The following is a 17,768-nucleotide window of genomic DNA, read 5'->3' as shown; positions in this document are numbered from 1 at the left end:
GGTATGGCTGACGCCGGCGGTATGGCTGACGCCGGCGGTATGGCTGACGCCGGTATGACCGGCACCGGCGGCAGGACCGGCGGTGGCATGACCGACGGCGGCGGCAGGCGCGCCGTGCCGGGGTACGCCGAGCTGCACGCGCACTCCGCCTACAGCTTCCTCGACGGGGCCTCGCATCCCGCCGAGCTGGCAGCGGAGGGGGCGCGGCTCGGGCTGGAGGCGCTCGCGATCACCGACCACGACGGGCTGTACGGCGTGGTGCAGTTCGCCGAGGCGGCGCGGAAGGTGGGGCTGAGGACGATCTTCGGGGCGGAGCTGCACCTACCGGTCGCGGCCGGTGCGGTACTGCGAGACGCCAGGGTCGTCCCGGGGCCCGCCGGATCCCGGGCGCACGGGCGCCCGGCGTCGCCCGCCGGTCCGCTCGTGCTCGATCCGCCCACCGGCGTACCGGATCCGCGGGCCACGCACCTGCTCGCGCTGGCGCGTGGTCAGGACGGGTACCGGCGGCTCTCGGCGGCGATCGGCCGGGCGCATCTCGCCGCCGGGGTGAAGGGGCAGGCCCGGTACACGGTCGAGGAACTCGGGGAGGCCGCCGGCGGGGAGTGGCTCGTGCTCACCGGATGCCGCAAGGGGGCCGTACGGCAGGCGCTGACCGCGCCCGGCGGCGGGTACGACGCCGCCCGGGCCGAGCTGGACCGGCTGGTGGCGGCGTTCGGGCGGGACAACGTCGCCGTCGAGATCACCGCCACCGGGCACGCCTCCGACACCGCGCTGCACGACGCCCTCGCGGACCTGGCCGCGGCCGCGCGCCTCCCGCTCGTGGCCACCACCGCCGCGCACTACGCCCGGCCCGGGGGCGCCGACCTCGCCGGGGCGCTCGCGGCCGTGCGGGCGCGCTCGTCCCTCGACGACCTGGACGGCTGGCTGCCGGGCGCGCCCGTCGCGCACCTGCGCTCCGGGGCGGAGATGGCGCGCCTGCACGGCCGTCATCCCGAGGCCGTCGCGAACGCCGCCCGCCTGGGCGCCGAGTGCGCCTTCGACCTGCGCCTCATCGCGCCGGACCTGCCGCCCCACCCCGTCCCGGCGGGCCACGACGAGGCGACCTGGCTGCGCGAGCTCACCTACCGCGGCGCGACGAAGACCTACGGCCCCCGCCCCTCGGCCGACGGTCCCCCCGCCGACGGTCCACCCGCCGACGGTCCCCCCGCGGAGCGGTCGGCCGGAAGTCGAGCGATCGGCCCCCCGGGCGACCGATCTGACGCCATCGGGCCGACCGTCCGGCCAGGGACCGGACGCAGCCCCGAGCTCATCGCCCGCGCCTGGGCGCAGATCGATCACGAGCTGCGCGTCATCACCGAGCTGAACTTCCCCGGGTACTTCCTGGTGGTGCACGACCTGGTCGACTTCTGCCGGCGCAACGGCATCCTCTGCCAGGGGCGGGGGAGCGCCGCGAACTCCGCGGTCTGCTACGCCCTGGGCATCACGGCCGTCGACGCCGTGCGGCACGGGCTGCTGTTCGAGCGGTTCCTCGCCCCGGAACGGGACGGGCCGCCGGACATCGACCTCGACATCGAGTCGGTGCGCCGCGAGGAGGTCATCCAGTACGTCTACGAGAAGTTCGGCCGCGAGCACGCCGCGCAGGTCGCGAACGTCATCACGTACCGGCCGCGGTCCGCGGTGCGGGACGCCGCCCGCGCCCTCGGGTACGACGTGGGGCAGGCGGACGCCTGGTCGAGGTCGATCGAGCGCTGGGGGAGCCTGAAACCGAAGGACGCCCCGCGGCCGCCGTCGTCGGGCGGCATGATCCGTGACGTCCTCGCGGACGCGGACGGCGACCGCGAGCCGGGCCCCGGCGCGCGGCGCCGGGCCGACGACGCCCACGACGTCGTCCCGTTCCGCACGCCCCCGTCGGCCGCCGAGGACGGCATCGTCCCGCCCGACGTGCTCGACCTCGCCGATCGCATGATGCGCCTGCCCCGCCACCTCGGCATCCACTCCGGCGGCATGGTCATGTGCGACCGGCCCGTCATCGAGGTGTGCCCCGTGGAATGGGCGCGGATGGAGGGCCGCACCGTGCTGCAGTGGGACAAGGAGGACTGCGCCGACGCGGGCCTGGTGAAGTTCGACCTGCTCGGGCTCGGGATGCTGACCGCGATCCGGTACGCGTTCGAGTCCGTCCGGGAGCACACCGGGCAGCGGCTCACCCTGCACGGCCTGCCCGAGGACGACCCGGCCGTCTACGACCTGCTCTGCGCGGCCGACACCGTGGGCGTGTTCCAGGTCGAGTCCCGCGCCCAGATGGCGACCCTGCCGCGGCTGCAGCCGCGCTGCTTCTACGACATCGTCGTGGAGGTCGCGCTCATCCGGCCCGGGCCCATCCAGGGCGGGTCCGTGCACCCCTACATCAACCGGGCGCGGGGGCGCGAGCCGGTGACGTTCCCGCACCCGCTGCTGGAGAAGTCACTGGGACGCACCCTCGGCGTGCCGCTGTTCCAGGAGCAGCTCATGCAGATGGCGATCGACGTCGCCGGCTTCACGCCGGCCGAGTCCGACCAGCTGCGCCGCGCCATGGGCTCCAAGCGCTCCGCCGAGCGGATGGAGGCGCTGCGCGCGCGGCTGTCCGCGGGGATGACGGCCAACCAGGTCCCCGCGGACGTGCAGGCCCAGATCTACGACAAGCTCAAGGCCTTCGCCGACTTCGGCTTCCCCGAGTCCCACGCCTACAGCTTCGCCTACCTCGTCTACGCCAGCGCCTGGCTCAAGGTGCACCACCCCGCCGCGTTCTACGCGGGCCTGCTCGCCGCCCAGCCCATGGGCTTCTACTCCCCGCAGTCCCTGGCCGCGGACGCACGGCGGCACGGGGTGCGGGTGCTGCGGCCGGACGTCAACGCGTCGCGGGCGCTCGCGTGCGCGCAGCGGGTGCCCGAGGGGGTGCCCGGGAGGGTGCCCGACGACGGCGCGGGGGCCCCGGCGGCTCCGGCGGCCCCGGCGGCCGGGGTCGCCGGGCTGGTCCGGGCCGATCCGGCGCTCGCGGTCCGGATGGGGTTGTCGGAGATCAAGGGGATCGGCAAGGACCTCGCGGACGAGATCGTCGCGGCCCGGGGCGCGGAGCCGTCAGGGGCCTTCCGGGATCCGGCGGACCTGGTGCGGCGGGTCGAGCTGACCACCGCGCAGCTCGAGGCGCTCGCGACGGCCGGGGCGTTCGGGTCGCTGGGGATCTCGCGGCGGGAGGGGCTGTGGGCTGCCGGCGCGCTGGGGCAGGAGGGGCCGGGGACGTTGCCGGGCATCAGCGCCGGGACCGAGGCCCCCGCCCTGCCCGGCATGGACGAGCTCGAGGAGGTCCTGGCGGACGCCTGGGCCACGGGCGTCACCCCGGACTCCTACCCCACCGCCTACGTCCGCGACGGCCTGACCGCGGCGGGCGTCCTCACCGTGGCCGAGGCGACGGCGACGGACCCGGGCCGCCGGATCGCCGTCGGCGGCGTCGTCACGCACCGGCAGCGCCCGGGTACGGCGGGCGGGGTGACGTTCCTGTCCCTGGAGGACGAGACCGGCCTGCTCAACGTCATCTGCACGGTCGGCCTGTGGAGCCGCTTCCGCCGCCTGGCCCGCTCGGCCCCGGCCCTGGTGGTCCGCGGCCGCGTCGAGTCCGCCGACGGCGCGGTCAACCTCCTGGCCGAGCACCTGGCCCCGCTGTCCCTCCCGGCCACGGGCCGATCCCGCGACTTCCGCTGATCGCGGCGCCGATCGCGGCGCCGATCGCGGCGCCGATCGCGGTGCCGATCCTGGGGCGGACCGCCGGAGTTTCCGTGAGCCGGGGCACGTCGTACGATCCGGGTTACCCCGACGAAAGGTAGTGCCGTGCGATCCCATCGTCCTCTCGCCGTCTCGCTCGCCTCGATCGCCGCCGTCGGTGCGGCCGTCGCCGTGACCGGGCCGGCCGTCGCGATCAACTCCTACAACGCGGCCCCCGCGCCCGAGCGCACCGAGACCGGCGCGTTCGTCGCGCTGTGGGACACCAGCGGCGACGGCGTCGCCGACCGCTTCGACTGGGTCTGCTCCGGCGCCATGGCCGACGACGACACGTACCTCACGGCCGCGCACTGCACGGACGACTGGCCGGCCGGGACCCGCTTCTTCGTCTCCCTCGAGCAGGACTTCCAGCGCCTCCTGGACACCACGCCGGGCAGCCCGGACGAGCAGGCCGCGGCACTGCTCGCGGACGGCCGGGTGGTCGAGGGCGACCCCCACCAGGACCCCGGCTACCCCGGCAACAGCGCCGACTCGCACGACATCGGCGTCCTCGACTTCGCGGACCGTGCCGTCACGCCCGCGGACGTGTGGGAGTTCACGCCGGCGACGCTGCCGGCGGCCGGTGAGCTCGGCGCCCTGGGCAGCCGGGCCCTGGACGCGGCGGACTGGACCGTCGTCGGTTACGGCACGCAGGAGGCCGCGAACGGCAAGGGCGGCCACACGCACTCCGGCGGCGGCGTCCGGATGAAGGCCACGGTCGACTTCGACGCCCTCAACCCGACGTGGGTCCGCCTGGCCATGAACGAGGCCCGTGACCTCGGCGGCGCCTGCTACGGCGACAGCGGCGGCCCCAACTTCGCGGCGATCGGCGGCGAGCTGGTCCTGGCCGGCGTCACCGTCACGGGCGACTCGCCGTGCTACGCGACCAACGTCGTCTACCGCACGGACACCCCGTCGGCCCGCGCGTTCCTGGGCGATTTCGTCGACCTGCCCTGACAGCCTGCCCTGACCGCGCCGCGAGCGGCGCCCTGGGACGGCCCGCCGGCCGCCGCACCTCAGGCGAGGTTCGAGCCCGTGCGGGCCGCCAGGGCGATGCCCGCGACCACCGAGACGTTCAGGGACTCCGCCTCGGGGTGCATCGGGATGGAGACGATGTCCGCGGCGTCGTTCACCAGGTGACCGGCGTGCCCGGTCTTCTCGCCGCCGAGCACCAGGGCGAGGCGTTCGGGCAGGGCGGTGAGGTCGGCCAGGCCGAGCTCACCGCCCGCGTCGAGCGCCACGGCGCGCGGCCCGCCGACGAGGAAGCCCCGCGCCTCCTCGGGCGTGGCGAGCACGACGGGCAGGGAGAACACGTAGCCGCGGCTGGCCCGCACCACCCGCCGGTCCAGGACGCTGTCCAGGTCGCTGCCGACCAGCACCACCCCGGCGGCGCCGAGCCCGTACGCCGACCGGATGATCGCGCCGATGTTCCCCACGATCTTCGCCCCGTCGAGGACGACGACGTCGCCGGGGCGCCGCGCGACGTCGTCCAGCGTCGCGGCCGGCGGCGTCCGGGCGATCGCGAACATCTCGGGCGGCCGCCGGTCGCCCTTGAACATCTGGCTGACGACCCCGGACGTCACCCGCGCGAAGGGGACGTCCTGGGCGGCGATCGCCGCCAGCAGCTCGCCCGGCAGCTCGGCCGACTCCAGCGCGTACACGCCCGTGAACCTCAGCCCGGCGCGCACCGCGTGCTGCACGGGTTCGACGTCCTCGATGAACAGCGACCTCGTCGCCGCCTTCGAGCGGCGCGACACGTCGAGGACGCGCTGCACCTCCGGGTCGGAGGGGGAGTCGATCAGGCGCGGGTCGTCGGTCATCGCGCCATCGTAACCAGCGGCGTCACGCCCGGCCGAGCGCGCACGCGGCCGTCCTCGCCACATGCCCTCGCCACGTGCCGCCGGCGGGGCCGGGCGCGGGCGTGACGGATCACGGACGTGATCGCGGCGCCTGGGACACCGGTTGTGATGTTCGGGCGTCGTTCCTTGGCGCTATCGTCTCGTTTCATGACCTTCGCAGCACCACGTCAGGACCCCGCGCCGGAGCCCGAGGCGGCCCCGTCCCCGGCCGTGGAGCGCCGCGGGCGACGGCAGGCGATCATCACCGCGGCGTGCGTCGTCGCGGCGGCGGTGGTGTGCGGGGGCGGCGTCGCGCTCCTCGACTTCGGCGACGACGGGCGCGACCTCCCGGGCGGTTCCGTCGTCACCGCGCTGCCCTTCCCGCCGATCGTGACGGCCGACGACGTCGCCGCCACCAGCCGGCGCCTCGCCGACCGGCTCGCCGTGGCGGCGGACCGCCTGTCCGAGACGGTCGTCGCCGGCGAGAAGGTGCACGCCGCGGCGCGCGGCGCCGCGCCACGCGCGGACCTGGAGCGGCTGCGCGCGGCGCTGGACACGGCGTCGGCGGTCCTCGCGAACGAGCTGCACGACGACGCGACGAAGCGCGAGCGCACGGACCGCCTCAAGACCCTGGACGAACTGCGCACCAGGATCCTCGACGCCGCCGACGCCATCACGGACGTGCGGCTGGTCCCGGCCGCGGAGCTCCCGGAGGGGACGACGACGATCGTGCCCGAGGCGGCCGGGCCGGTGCCGGACGAGCCGGAGCGCGACCCGGATCTGGCCGTCGGCGCCGGGGACGGTGCCGGCGACGCGGGCGGTGACACGGGCGGAAGCGGTGAGCCCACGGCGGGAACGGGCGATCTCGACGGCGGGAAGGGTGGTTCCGGTACCGGGAGCGAGCCCGGCGCCGGCGCCGAGCCGGGCCCGGAGGAGACCTCGACCCCGGACCCGGACCCGAGCCCGACTCCGGAGCCCGAACCGACGCCGAGCGCCACGCAGGCGCCGACCCCGGCCCCCACCGTCCCCGAACCGACGCCCTCGCAGTAACCGCGCCGCGAGTCACGCCGCGCCGGAGATACCGCCCGGCCGCCGTTCCCGGCGCCCCGCCCCGCGGCTCAGCGGGGCAGCACCGGCCCGCCCGGCCAGCTCGCGAAGACCAGGTCCGTCTGGACCCTGCCCACCTCGCGCCGGGCGGTGAACTCGAGCACGAGGCGCTGCAGCTCGTCGGTGTCGTGACAGGCGACGTGCACGAGGAAGTCGTCCGGGCCGGTCACGTGATGCACCTCGCGGGTCTGCGGCAGGCCGCGCGCCCACTCGACGAACGGCCCGAGGATCGGCCTGGAGTGCGCGGACAGGCGGATCGCCACCACGGCGCGCAGGCCGCGCCCGACGGCGGCCGGGTCGACGTCGGCGTGATAGCCGCGGATGACGCCCGCGTCCTGCAGCCGCTGGGTCCGGGCCAGGCACGTCGACGGCGCGACGCCGACCCGCTGGGCGAGGGTCTTGTTCGGCAGGCGGCCGTCGTTCTGCAGCTCGGTCAGGATGGCGAGGTCCACCGAATCCAGGCGCACGTCTCGGGTCATGGGCCGAATATCTACCAGACGATCGCTGTCCGAGCCGCATCCTGTGCGGACAGTACGCCATGGATTCGCAAGCTCACGCGCTGACCACGCGCGCCGTGCACGCCGGCAAGGACGACCTGACCGACGCCGGGCTGCACGCGGTCCCCCTCGACCTGTCCACCACCTATCCCTCCCGCGACGTCGCGGCGGAGGCGGCACGCCTCGACGCGTTCGCCGCGGGGTACGACGACGGCGGCCCGCCCGTGTACGCGCGGGCCGCGAACACGACGGTGCGCCGGTTCGAGCACGCGCTGGCCGAGCTGGAGGGCGCGGAGGCGTGCGTCGCGTTCGCCAGCGGCATGGCGGCGCTCTCGGCGGTGCTGCTCGCGCGCGTGGCGGCCGGGCTCGGGCACGTCGTCGCCGTCCGCCCGCTGTACGGGACCACCGATCACCTGCTGACGTCGGGCCTGCTGGGCAACGGCGTGACGTTCGCGACCGCGGCGGAGGCGGCGTCGGCCGTCACCGCCGCCACGGGGCTGGTGGTGGTGGAGACGCCGGCCAACCCGACGCTGTCGGAGGTGGACATCCGCGCGCTCGCCGCGGCGTGCGCGCCGGTCCCGCTGCTGGTGGACAACACGTTCGCGACTCCCGCGCTGCAGCGGCCGCTCGACCACGGCGCGGCGATCAGCGTGCACAGCGCCACGAAGTACCTCGGCGGTCACGGGGACGTGATGGGCGGGGCGGTCGCGTGCTCGGAGGAGTTCGCGCGGGCGCTGCGGCAGGTGCGGTTCGTCACCGGGGGAGTGCTGGACCCGCGGGCCGCGCACCAGCTGCACCGGGGGCTGGCGACGCTGCCCGTCCGGATGCGCGCGCAGTCGGACGGCGCGGCGCGGCTGGCGCGCCGCCTCGCCGCGCACCCGGCCGTGCGGCGCGTGCACTACCCGGGGCTGGACGCCCAGGCGCGGCCCGCCGGCCAGATGTCCGGGGGCGGCGCGATGGTGTCGTTCGAGGTGGCGGGGGACGCGGCCGCGCTGATCGGCGCGGTGCGGCTGATCACGCCGGCGGTCAGCCTGGGCAGCGTGGACAGCCTGATCCAGCATCCGGCGTCGATCAGTCATCACATCATGGGCCCCGCGTCCCGGGCCGAGGCGGGCATCAGCCCCGACCTGGTCCGGCTCTCGGTGGGGCTGGAGGACGCCGAGGATCTCTGGGCCGATCTGTCGGCCGCGCTCGACGCGAGCCTGAAATAAAAGTGTGCCAAGCGGCGTGTGAAGCGGAAGCCCCGCGCCGCAGCCGTTAGAGTGTCGCGCGATGAACAGCCTCGAACAGGTCGGTGAGTGGATCTTCCGGCGGCGCACCGCCGTCGTCGTCGGCGCCTGCGCGCTGACGGTGACGATGGTGAGCGTCGGCGGTGCGTGGGCGCTGATGTCCGCTCCACGGCCGTCCTCGGAGGTCACGGCCGAGTCCGGGGCCAGGGTTCCGGTCAGCGGGGTCGTCCCGGCGATCATGACGGAGGACACCTCCGCGGCCCACCACCCGGCGCCCGGCTCGGTGGACCGCCTGCTGGACGAGTCCCGCTCTCGCTCGGCCCAGGCGGTCGCGGCCGGCGAGACCGTCTACGCGGCGGCCCGGCGCTCCGCGTCGTCCGGCGCCCTCGAGGGGCTGCGCGGCGCGCTCGACGAGACCACCGCGGTCCTGGCCACCGAGCTGCCCGGCGACGCGAGCGACGCGGCGCGCACGGAGCACCTCGAGACGCTGGAGGCGCGCCGTGCGGCGCTGCTGGACGCGGCGTCGCTGATCACCCAGGTGCGCCGGGTCCCGGCCGAGGAGCTGCCCGAGGGAGCGACCACGGTGGCCGTCGCACCGCAGGACCCGTCGCCCACGATGCCCACCGCGGATCCCACGGGGGAGCCGGTGACGGCTCCGACGCCGGTACCGTCCGGGGAGCCGGCGACGACGCCCGTGCCGGAACCCAGCACCGAGCCGTCCGCCGGGCCGACGGCGCCCGGGGCGACGCCCGCGCCGGAGCCCTCCGTCGGGGCGACCGCGCCGACGCCGTCGCCCGAGCCGTCCGGCGCGCCGTCGTCCTCGCCCGTCGAGCCGACCCAGGAGCCGGGCGACGACGCCACCGGCTCCCCGGAACCGTCCGCCGGCCCGTCGTCCGGGGCCACGTCCGAGAGATCGGGCGCCGGGTCCGGTGCGCCCACCCCTACGCCGAGCGGGTCACCGGCCGGCTGAACCGCGGACCGTCGGTCATCGCCGCCGGCGGACCGGCGGGCGGCGATCAGAGCGAGCCGAAGGAGAGCGCGATGTTCACGCCGGCCGCCGCGGTCACCAGCAGCAGGCCCAGGACGTAGAACCACCGGTGCATCCGGTGCCCGGCGGCCCGGAGCATGAGGGCGACCACGAGGGCGATCCCCGCCGCGACCGGTCCCTCGGCGTAGCGGGTCAGCTCCCGCGGGACGTCGGTCGCGAAGTGGAGCCATTCCGCGAGCCGGGTGGGAGCGATCGGGAACGGGCTGCCCGGGACGGCGCCGACCACCAGGACGACCGCGGCGAGCAGCAGCAGGCGCGGGACCGAGCGCAGCAGGAACCCGCCGAACCGGCTCCCGGCGTTCTTCCGCTGGGGCTGGTGGGGCTGCTGGGGGTACGCGGGCGGCCGCTGCGGCTGCTGCGGGACGGGCGCGGGCCGCTGCTGCGGGACGGGCGCGGGGCGCGGTTGCGCGACGGGCCGGGGCGCGCGCTGCCGCTGGACGGGCTGGGCGGCCGGCTGCGGGACGGGCTGCGCCGGCGGCCGTTGCACCACCGTCTGCTGCACCGGCGCCCGGGTTCCGGTCCCGGGCCGGGCGGCGGTGATCTGCTGCGTGGCTTCCGGCCCGGCCGCGTTGCGCGGCTGCACGGACGGCGGCTGCGGCGTCGGCCCCAGGTGCACCACCGGGCTGGGGCGCTCCGGGACGGGTCCCAGCCGTCGCACCGAGCTGGAGCGGGGCACGGTCCCCGTGCGCCGCATGGTGTTCGGCCGCGGCGAGATCGAGGGCGGGGGCGTCGCCGTCGTGACCACGGTCGCCGGTTCGCCGGCGGTGGCTCTCGCCTGCTGGGCCGGCTTCGCCTCGGGCGGCCTGCGGAACGACTGCCAGCCGCGCAGCGTGTCGGCGTGCCCCTCGGGCGGCGCCGCGTGCTCCCAGCGCATGGCCTGCCAGATCCAGTCCTTGATCTCGGCGGGCGTGTGCCCCTCGGCGGCGTCCACGCCGAGCGAGCCCACGTGGTCGGCGATGACCTGGGACGCCGCGCCGTCGAACCCGTCGGCGTGCACCTCGGACAGGACGCGCATGAGCTCGCGGTCGTAGACCAGGCCGTGCCACGGCTCCTTGAAGCGCACGGGGGTGTCGCGGGCCTCGTCGTGGCCCGCCACGTCGCCGACGCCGTGGCCGCTCCCCGCGGCACCGCCGGGCGCCTGCCCTCGCTCGAAGATCTTGGTGGGCCGCTCGGCCAGCACCTGCGTGGCCGGGAGCACGGCCTTCTCCGCCTTGGTCACCCCGGCGGCCAGCAGATGATCGGTGAGCGTCAGGGTCGGGTCGGGGGTGGCGCTCGAGGCGCGCGCGGCGAGCACCCGCGCGATGTTCTCCAGCGGCGGGCGGTGGGCCGGCTGGTAGCGCGTCATCGCCAGGACGAGGGGAAGCAGGTGCTTGTCGAGCTCCGGGGCCTGTTTCCCGGGCTCCGGCTCGACGAGATCGGCGGCCTCCAGGTCCCGGCCCAGGAAGTTCAGGTCCGGCGGCAGCGACCCGGCCAGGGCGAACACCAGCAGCAGGCCCAGGCTGTACACGTCCGAGCGGGGGTGCACCTTGCGCGCGAACAGCTCCGGCGCCATGTAGGACACGGTGCCCGCGGGCTGGGTCGACGTGGCGGCGTCGAACACCTTGGCGATGCCGAGGTCGATGAGGACGGCACGGTCGCCGTCGACCATGATGTTCGCGGGCTTGAGGTCGCGGTGCAGGCAGCGCTGCTCCTGCAGCACCAGCAGCGCGTCGACGACCTGCTGCGCGAGCCCCAGCGTCTGCTCGCCCGTCAGCGGGCCCTGCGCCCGCACCCGCTCCAGCAGCGTGCTGCCCGGCACGAGCTCCATCGCGAACCAGGGCTGGGGCGCCTCCAGGTCGGCGGTGACGTAGCGCGGGAAGCCGCGGCCGTCGAGCCGCTCCAGGAGCCCGGCCTCCTGCGCGAAACGCTGCCGGGCGTCGTCGGGCAGGCCCGTCAGGACCTTGATCGCGACCGGTTCGCCGGCCTCGTCCTCGGCGCTGTACACGTGCGCGAAGCCGCCGTGCCCGAGCGACTCGCCGAGAGTGTAGGCGCCGAACGCCTCACCGCTGGCGGGGATACGGCGCACCGGACGCAGCGGGAGGCGCGGCGGCGGGGGCGGCGCGAGCTCAGGGGTGGGTTCGGACGCGAGGTCGGGCACCGGCTCGGGCTCAGGTACCGGTTCAGGCACCGGCTCGGGCGTGGGCACCGGCTCGAGCGCCGGATCGGACGCGAGCTCGGGCGCGGGCTCGGCCACCGGGTCGGGCGCGGGCGCGGGCACCGGGTCGGGCTCGGCGACCGGGTCGGGCGCGGGCACCGGGTCGGGCTCGGCCACCGGATCAGGCGCGGGCTCGCGCACCGGGTCGGGCGCCGGTTCCGGGGCGACGGCGGTCGAGGACGGCACACCTTCGACGTCCGGCTCCGGGGGGAACTGGGGCATGGCGGCAACGTACCAAGTCCGCGCACAGGTTCGGGGCAAAACACCGCCGGTATGGGCCGATCCGTGACGACTTCGGCGCTCGGCAGGGCCGGGGAGCCGGACGGCTCAGCGCCGCTGCGTGCCCGCCTGGCGGGCCGGCGGGCGCCGGATCAGGGCAGCACGTCCTCGAGGAAGCCCTCGCCCGCCTTCCTCGCCTCTTCCTCGAGCTTCTTCTGCTGCTCCTTCGCGATCTCCTCGGCGCCGTCCCCGAGGCTCCCGGTACCGTCCTCGACCGCCTTGCCGATCTGGTCACCCAGGTTGTCCTGCTGGTCCCGCAGCTCCTGGTTGACGCCGTCGGTGATGCCCTGTTTCGCGTCCTCCCAGGCGCCCGTCGCCCACGACACGACGCCCTGTACGCCCAGCACCACGATCCACACGGTGATCGTCAGGACGTACGGCCACATCCGCCGGCGCCGGCCGCCGTCCTTGCCCGCGATCCGCGTGATCGCGTTCAACACGCCCGCGACCACCATCCCGAGCAGCGGGATCGCGAGGTTCGCCGTCGTGCCGATCCACTCGACGGGCAGGTTCAGCGTGCCGACCAGCCAGGTGCCCAGCCCGAGGAACAGCGGCGCCTGCGACAGGTCCGGCATCGCGTCGAAGCCCGGGATCAGGCGGATCACCTGGTACACCGCGATCCCGAGCAGCAGGGCCGGGATGATGCCCAGCACCATGCTCAGGACGCGCCAGCCGGCGTCGTCGTTCTCGTCGGGGCGCCGGTTCGCGTCGCGCGCGTCCCGGCGCGCGGGGGGCTGCGGTTCCGGGTACGACGACGCGGGGCCGGGCCCGCCCTGCGGGTACTGCTGCTGAGCGGGGTAGCCCTGCTGAGCGGGGTAGCCCTGCTGTCCTGGGTGACCCTGCTGTCCCGGGTGCCCCTGGTAGCCCTGCTGCCGGTCCGGGTACTGCTGCCCGGGGTACTGCTCACCCGGGTACTGCTGCCCCGGGTACTGCGGCTGCGCGGGAGCCGGCTGCGCGGGAGCGAAGACCTCGGTCCGGGACCCCGCCGGATACGGGGGCTCGGGCTGCTGCCGCACCGGGGCGAACACCTCGGTCTGCGATCCGGCCGGTCCCAGGCCCTGCGTGGGCTGCTGCGGCATGACCTGCGTGGCCGCCGGCCCCTGCTGCGCCACGGCGGCCCCCGCCGCGGCTCCCGCGGCCGCGGCACCGGCGACGCTGCCCGCCGTGATCACCTCGGTCATCACGTCACGCTCGGTGTGCGTGGTCTCCGCGGCGTGCAGCAGGCCGGGCTCGGCCGCGCCCTGGGCGGACATCGACGTCACCGCCCGCAGGATGTTGTGCAGCGGCGGCCGGTCGTTCGGGTCGTTGCGGGTCATCGCCAGCACGAGCGGCAGGATCGCCGGGTCCACCGGCCCGACGTCCTGCGCGGTCAGGTCCCGGCCCGTGAAGTTCAGGTCGTTGGGGAGCGTGCCCGTGGCGCAGAAGATCAGCAGCAGGCCCAGGCTGTAGACGTCGGAGCGCGGGTGCGGCTTGCGGGTGAACAGCTCCGGCGCCATGTACGCGATGGTCCCGGCGGCGTGCGTGGAGGTCTGCGAGCCGTGGCCCTTGGCGATGCCGAGGTCGATCAGGACGCAGCGGCCGTCGGACACGATGATGTTGGCGGGCTTCACGTCCCGGTGCAGGTAGTGCTCCTCCTGCAGGACGGCGAGGGCCCCGGCGACGTCGTCGGCCACGCGCAGCAGGTCCTGGCGGGGCAGCGTGCCGTGCTCCTGCACGACCTGCGAGAGCGTGCGGCCCGGTACGAGCTCCATGGCGAACCACGGGGTCGGGTCGTCGAGCCCGGCGCGGACGAACCGCGGGAAGCCGCGCCCGCCGAGCTGCTCCAGGAGGTCGGACTCGGTCACGAACCGCTCGCGCGAGCCGTCCTGGGTGTTGGTCAGCACCTTGAGGGCGACGACGCCGTCCGACGCCGACTCGGCGCAGTACACGTGCGCGAAGCCGCCGTGCCCGAGCGACTCGCGCAGCACGAAGCCGCCGAGCACCTCGCCCGTCGCGGGGACGTGGCCGGTCGCCTGGGTCAAGCCTGGCTGCCCGGACTGGTGCGGCGGCTGAGCGGCGCCCGGGGATTGCGCGGGGCTCGCCGCCTGCGCCGAGTTCGCCGCCTGCGCCGAGTTCGCCGGCTGCGCCGAGTTCGCCGCCTGCGGGGTGCCGGCCGGCCGGACGCGGGCCTGGACGCGCGTCGCGTACGGGTCCGGCACCGTCCCGGCAGGTGGCGGCGGCACCTGGGCGATGCGCGGCTGCAGGTTCGTGGCGTCCGGATCCGACATGCCCACGAGCCTACTGTCTGTCAAGAGCGCCGGGGGAGGACCGCGGCGTGGGACTCGTGAAAGTTCACCCGGAGGTCAGCCGGCCGGGGACGGGACCGGAAGTTGCTCCTCCAGCTGCCCCTTCTGCTCCTCGACGGTCTTGTCGACCTGCTCGTCGATCTGCCTGCCGACCTCGTCCTCGACGCCCTGCCGGACGTCCTCCTGGAACCCCTGCGTCACGTCGGACAGCCAGCCGCCGAGGTCGCCCGCCGCGAACACGATCACCCACGCGACGATCACGAGGAAGTACGGCCAGACGGCCAGGCGCCGCCCGCGGCGCAGCGGCGTCAGGTAGTTGAGGAAGCCTGCCGCCAGGAGGCCGAGCGCCGGGATGGTCAGGTTGGCGGCCTGGTCGCTCCAGGCCGGGTCGAGGTTCAGCAGGCCGAGCACGCCGTCGCCGAGCACGCGGAACGGGGTCCACAGCGAGACGTCGGGCATCCGGTCGAAGCCCGGGACGAGACGCACCAGCTGGTAGATCCCGAGCAGCAGCAGCGCGCGCGGGATCCAGGCGAGGATCTCCCCGGCGATCCGGCCGCCGACGCCGCCCCGGTCGTCCTCCGGGCCGGGGCCGGGGCCGTGCCCGTCGGCAGGTCCGCCGGCGGGCTCGCCGGGCAGGGCGGTCCCCGGCGGCAGCGCGGCCGCGTGCTGCCCGTGCGAGCTGCTGTGCCCGTACGGGCCGTCCTGCCCGTACGGATCCGCCGGCGCGTACGGATCCGCCGGCCCGGCCGCCCCCGGCCGGGTCGCCACGGGATCGATCACCTCGGTGTTCGCCCGGACGGACCGGCGCAGCGAGTGCAGGTCGCCGGTCGGGGTGGGCACGACGCCGCCGTCGTCCCACTGCATCTGGCTCCAGATGTACGACTTGATCTCGCGCGGTGTGCGGCCGCCGGCGCGGTACTGCCCGATCTTCGCGAGATGGTCGACGATGACCTGCTCGGCCCGGTTGCCGAAGCCGCCACGCTCCAGCGCCTGGAGCCTGCCGACGAGCTCCTGGTCGAAGACCAGGCTGGTCATCGGCTCGCCCGGCTGCACCGGACGGGGGTTCATGCCGGGTGTGAACTGGGCGGTGGGGTCGGACACTGGTCGGCTCCTCGGCGTCGCGGGTGAAAAAGAACCTACCAGCTCATGCCCCGGTGACCTTGGCGTAGTGGAGGAACGCCACGTCGCGGGTGAAGCCCTCCGACTCGTACAGGCCCTGGGCGGCGACGTTGTCCCAGGCAGTGGCCAGGGACACGCGGATCGCGCCCGCCCGGCGCGCGCGTTCGCAGGTCGCCCGCACCAGGTCGCGTCCGGCGCCGGTGCCGCGCACGGCCGGGTCCACGAACAGGTCGTTGAGCACCCACACGGGCCCCAGGCTGACCGACGACCAGGACTGGTACGACTGCGCGAACCCGATCACCGCGGGCGCGTCACCCGTGGTGGCACCGCCGGTGGCACCGGCCGCGGCGTCGTCCCCGGCGGCGTCGTCCCCCGACCGTTCGGCGACGAGCAGCACCGTGTCCGCGGCGCCGAGCCGCGCGCCGAGGAACTCGCGGACCCGGGCCTCGTCGGCCTCGTGCTCGTAGAAGGCCAGGTACTGCCGGAAGAGGCCGACGACGGCGTCGAGGTCGGCTGCGGTGGCGTCGCGTACATGGAGAGGCACGCGGGCGATCATGGCAGGTTCGGGCGGCGTGGCGCCAATATCCGGTCAAAATGGCGCCAAGAACGGTGCTCGCGCGATCGAGGCGCTCAGAACCCCCGGGCGATCGCGGCACCCGCCGCGAGCCATGCCCGCTGCGTGGCGGGCCGCAGCCTGCGGAGGCTGAGCTGCCCGTCCACCATGCCCGGGTCGAACGGCACCGTGACCACCTCGCGGGCCAGGTTCCGGTAGCCCCGTACCACCTGCTGGAGCTCCGGCGGCGTCGCCTTCGGGTCCGCCTGGCTCACGAGCACCACGGCGCCGCGCGCCAACTCGGCGCTGCGCGGGTCGCGGGCGGCGAGCGCCTCCAGGAGCAGGGCCCCGGCCTCGGCGTGGTCGTCCCGTGTGGTGGTGGCGACCACGATCTGGTCGGTGTGGTCGATCATGCGCAGCCACATCGGGTCGGACTCGTCGTTGCCCGAGTCGATGAAGATGAGCCGGTAGTACTTGGACAGCACCGCGTGGATGGCGTCGACGTCGCCGGACGAGATGCGCTGCTCGTCGGCGAGCACCATGGGCTTGGAGCGCAGCACGTCGAACCGCATCTGGGGCTGATGGTGCACGTACCAGGCGAGGTCCGCGAGCTGCGCGGACGGCCCGAGGAAGTGCTCGATCTGCGGGAGCAGGTCGTGCAGGGTGGCGTCGTGCGGGCCCTGCTGGGTGCGCCAGCCGAGGGTGCCGCGCGTCTGGTTGTTGTCCCAGGCCACGACGCCGGAGCCGCCGTGCGCGGCGAAGACGGAGCTGAGCAGGACGGTGCCGGGCGTCTTGCCGGCGCCGCCCTTGCCGTTGACCACGGCGACGGTGCGCGGGCCGGGCCAGTGCTGGGAGACGGCGGCCTCGTCGGCGCGCTCGGCGCGTTCCTCGGCGCTCGGCGGCATGTGCATCCCGATCCGCGCCAGCGCGCCGCGCACGCCCCGCCGGGCGGGGTCCTCGCCGCGCTCCTCGACGAGGAAGGAGCGGCGGTCGCTGTCCGGTGGGTAGGGCGCGAGCGGGTGGCCGGGCATCTCGGCCGGGGCGGCGGGCGGACGGCCGGAGTTCTCGGTGGGGCGGGCGGGCGGACGGCCGGGGCCCTCGACCGGGATCGCCGGCGGTGCCGCGCTCCGGCGGCGGGCGGCGGCCCGTGACGGGAACGGGGAGGAGCGGGGCGGGGCCTCGGGGTGCGCGGCGTCCGTCGTCGTGCCCTGACCCGCGGCCGGTGGCGGTGCCTGCGGACGGAGCGTCGCGCGGTCCGGCATCGGCGGGAAGGGGAAGTCCGGCGCGCCCCGCGCCTGCAGCGAGTGCTGGGGGAAGGCCTGCGCGGGTCCCGCGTACGCGGGTTCCTGGTAGGGCACGTCGCCGTGGCCCTGCTGCGCCGCGGACGACGGCGCCGCGGACGACGGCGTTGCGTACGACGGCGGTGCTGCGTACGACGACGGCGTTGCGGACGACGCTGGTGCGGCCGGCTCCGGCGGCGTCTCGCCCTGCCGGACCGATCCGTCGGGATGCACCACGAGCTCGGAGGTTCCCTCCGGCCCCTGCGCCGTCACCGCGACCGGCCGCCCGAGCGCGATGGCGTGCTCGACGACCCGCCGCATCACCTCGGTGCGGGCCTGGGAGAGCGTGGTCATGTAGATCGGGTACGAGTTGCCGCCGATGACGACCTCGCCGCTGCCGTCGTCGCGGACGACCGCAGCGACGACATGGCCGCGATCCCAGCCCGGTGCCGCGCCGATGCTCATGCGCCTGCCCCCTCGGACGTCGTGCCGGACGCCGGGCCCCACCCTGGGCCCGGCGCGCGGGATTTTTCACCCGCAGTTCGGC

At 75.5% G+C, this 17,768-nt stretch carries 12 protein-coding genes; 5 read left to right on the top strand and 7 right to left on the bottom strand.

Features of this window, described 5'->3' with window-relative positions:
• Nucleotides 1-87 precede the first annotated feature (87 nt).
• Nucleotides 88-3,735: an error-prone DNA polymerase gene (locus ABD208_RS14755; protein WP_344104805.1), complete on the top strand. Its 3,648-nt coding sequence runs from the start codon at nucleotides 88-90 to the stop codon at nucleotides 3,733-3,735.
• A 126-nt stretch (nucleotides 3,736-3,861) separates the two neighbouring features.
• Nucleotides 3,862-4,749, top strand: coding sequence for a trypsin-like serine protease (locus ABD208_RS14750; protein WP_344104238.1), 888 nt, complete (start codon nucleotides 3,862-3,864; stop codon nucleotides 4,747-4,749).
• A gap of 59 nt (nucleotides 4,750-4,808) precedes the next feature.
• Here the strand turns inward: ABD208_RS14750 and ABD208_RS14745 are convergent, their stop codons facing one another.
• The gene (locus ABD208_RS14745; protein ID WP_344104236.1) at nucleotides 4,809-5,612 is read right to left on the bottom strand and encodes a TrmH family RNA methyltransferase; all 804 of its coding nucleotides are present in this window, start codon (nucleotides 5,610-5,612) and stop codon (nucleotides 4,809-4,811) included.
• 186 nt (nucleotides 5,613-5,798) lie between these two features.
• Between ABD208_RS14745 and ABD208_RS14740 the strand changes: the two genes are divergently transcribed.
• On the top strand, nucleotides 5,799-6,680 hold the full coding sequence (locus tag ABD208_RS14740; protein ID WP_344104234.1) for a hypothetical protein: 882 nt from the start codon (nucleotides 5,799-5,801) through the stop codon (nucleotides 6,678-6,680).
• Between the two features lie 68 nt (nucleotides 6,681-6,748).
• Here ABD208_RS14740 and ABD208_RS14735 read toward each other — a convergent pair whose 3' ends face one another.
• Entirely contained in the window at nucleotides 6,749-7,216 is a 468-nt protein-coding gene (locus ABD208_RS14735) for an Lrp/AsnC family transcriptional regulator (protein ID WP_344104232.1), read from the bottom strand.
• Between the two features lie 59 nt (nucleotides 7,217-7,275).
• Between ABD208_RS14735 and ABD208_RS14730 the strand changes: the two genes are divergently transcribed.
• Nucleotides 7,276-8,445 carry a trans-sulfuration enzyme family protein gene (locus ABD208_RS14730; protein WP_344104230.1) on the top strand — a complete coding sequence of 390 codons (1,170 nt, stop codon included), beginning with the start codon at nucleotides 7,276-7,278 and terminating at the stop codon, nucleotides 8,443-8,445.
• Nucleotides 8,446-8,506: 61 nt separating this feature from the next.
• The gene (locus tag ABD208_RS14725) at nucleotides 8,507-9,433 is read left to right on the top strand and encodes a hypothetical protein (protein WP_344104228.1); all 927 of its coding nucleotides are present in this window, start codon (nucleotides 8,507-8,509) and stop codon (nucleotides 9,431-9,433) included.
• A gap of 46 nt (nucleotides 9,434-9,479) precedes the next feature.
• Here the strand turns inward: ABD208_RS14725 and ABD208_RS14720 are convergent, their stop codons facing one another.
• From ABD208_RS14720 to ABD208_RS14700, 5 genes are all read right to left on the bottom strand, one after another.
• Entirely contained in the window at nucleotides 9,480-11,927 is a 2,448-nt protein-coding gene (locus ABD208_RS14720; protein WP_344104225.1) for a serine/threonine protein kinase, read from the bottom strand.
• Nucleotides 11,928-12,076: 149 nt separating this feature from the next.
• Complete coding sequence (locus ABD208_RS14715) at nucleotides 12,077-14,251, bottom strand: bifunctional serine/threonine protein kinase/MFS transporter (protein WP_344104222.1); 2,175 nt, start codon at nucleotides 14,249-14,251, stop codon at nucleotides 12,077-12,079.
• Between the two features lie 75 nt (nucleotides 14,252-14,326).
• Nucleotides 14,327-15,370, bottom strand: coding sequence for a hypothetical protein (locus ABD208_RS14710; RefSeq protein ID WP_344104219.1), 1,044 nt, complete (start codon nucleotides 15,368-15,370; stop codon nucleotides 14,327-14,329).
• Between the two features lie 43 nt (nucleotides 15,371-15,413).
• A complete protein-coding gene (locus ABD208_RS14705) occupies nucleotides 15,414-15,932 on the bottom strand; it encodes a GNAT family N-acetyltransferase (protein WP_344104217.1) in 519 nt (172 codons plus the stop codon).
• 86 nt (nucleotides 15,933-16,018) lie between these two features.
• A complete protein-coding gene (locus tag ABD208_RS14700; protein WP_344104215.1) occupies nucleotides 16,019-17,686 on the bottom strand; it encodes an ATPase in 1,668 nt (555 codons plus the stop codon).
• Nucleotides 17,687-17,768 lie beyond the last annotated feature (82 nt).

This window comes from Myceligenerans crystallogenes (genome assembly GCF_039529775.1).
GTDB classification, from domain to species: domain Bacteria; phylum Actinomycetota; class Actinomycetes; order Actinomycetales; family Cellulomonadaceae; genus Myceligenerans; species Myceligenerans crystallogenes.
This window is presented reverse-complemented; position numbering and strand designations above follow the sequence as displayed.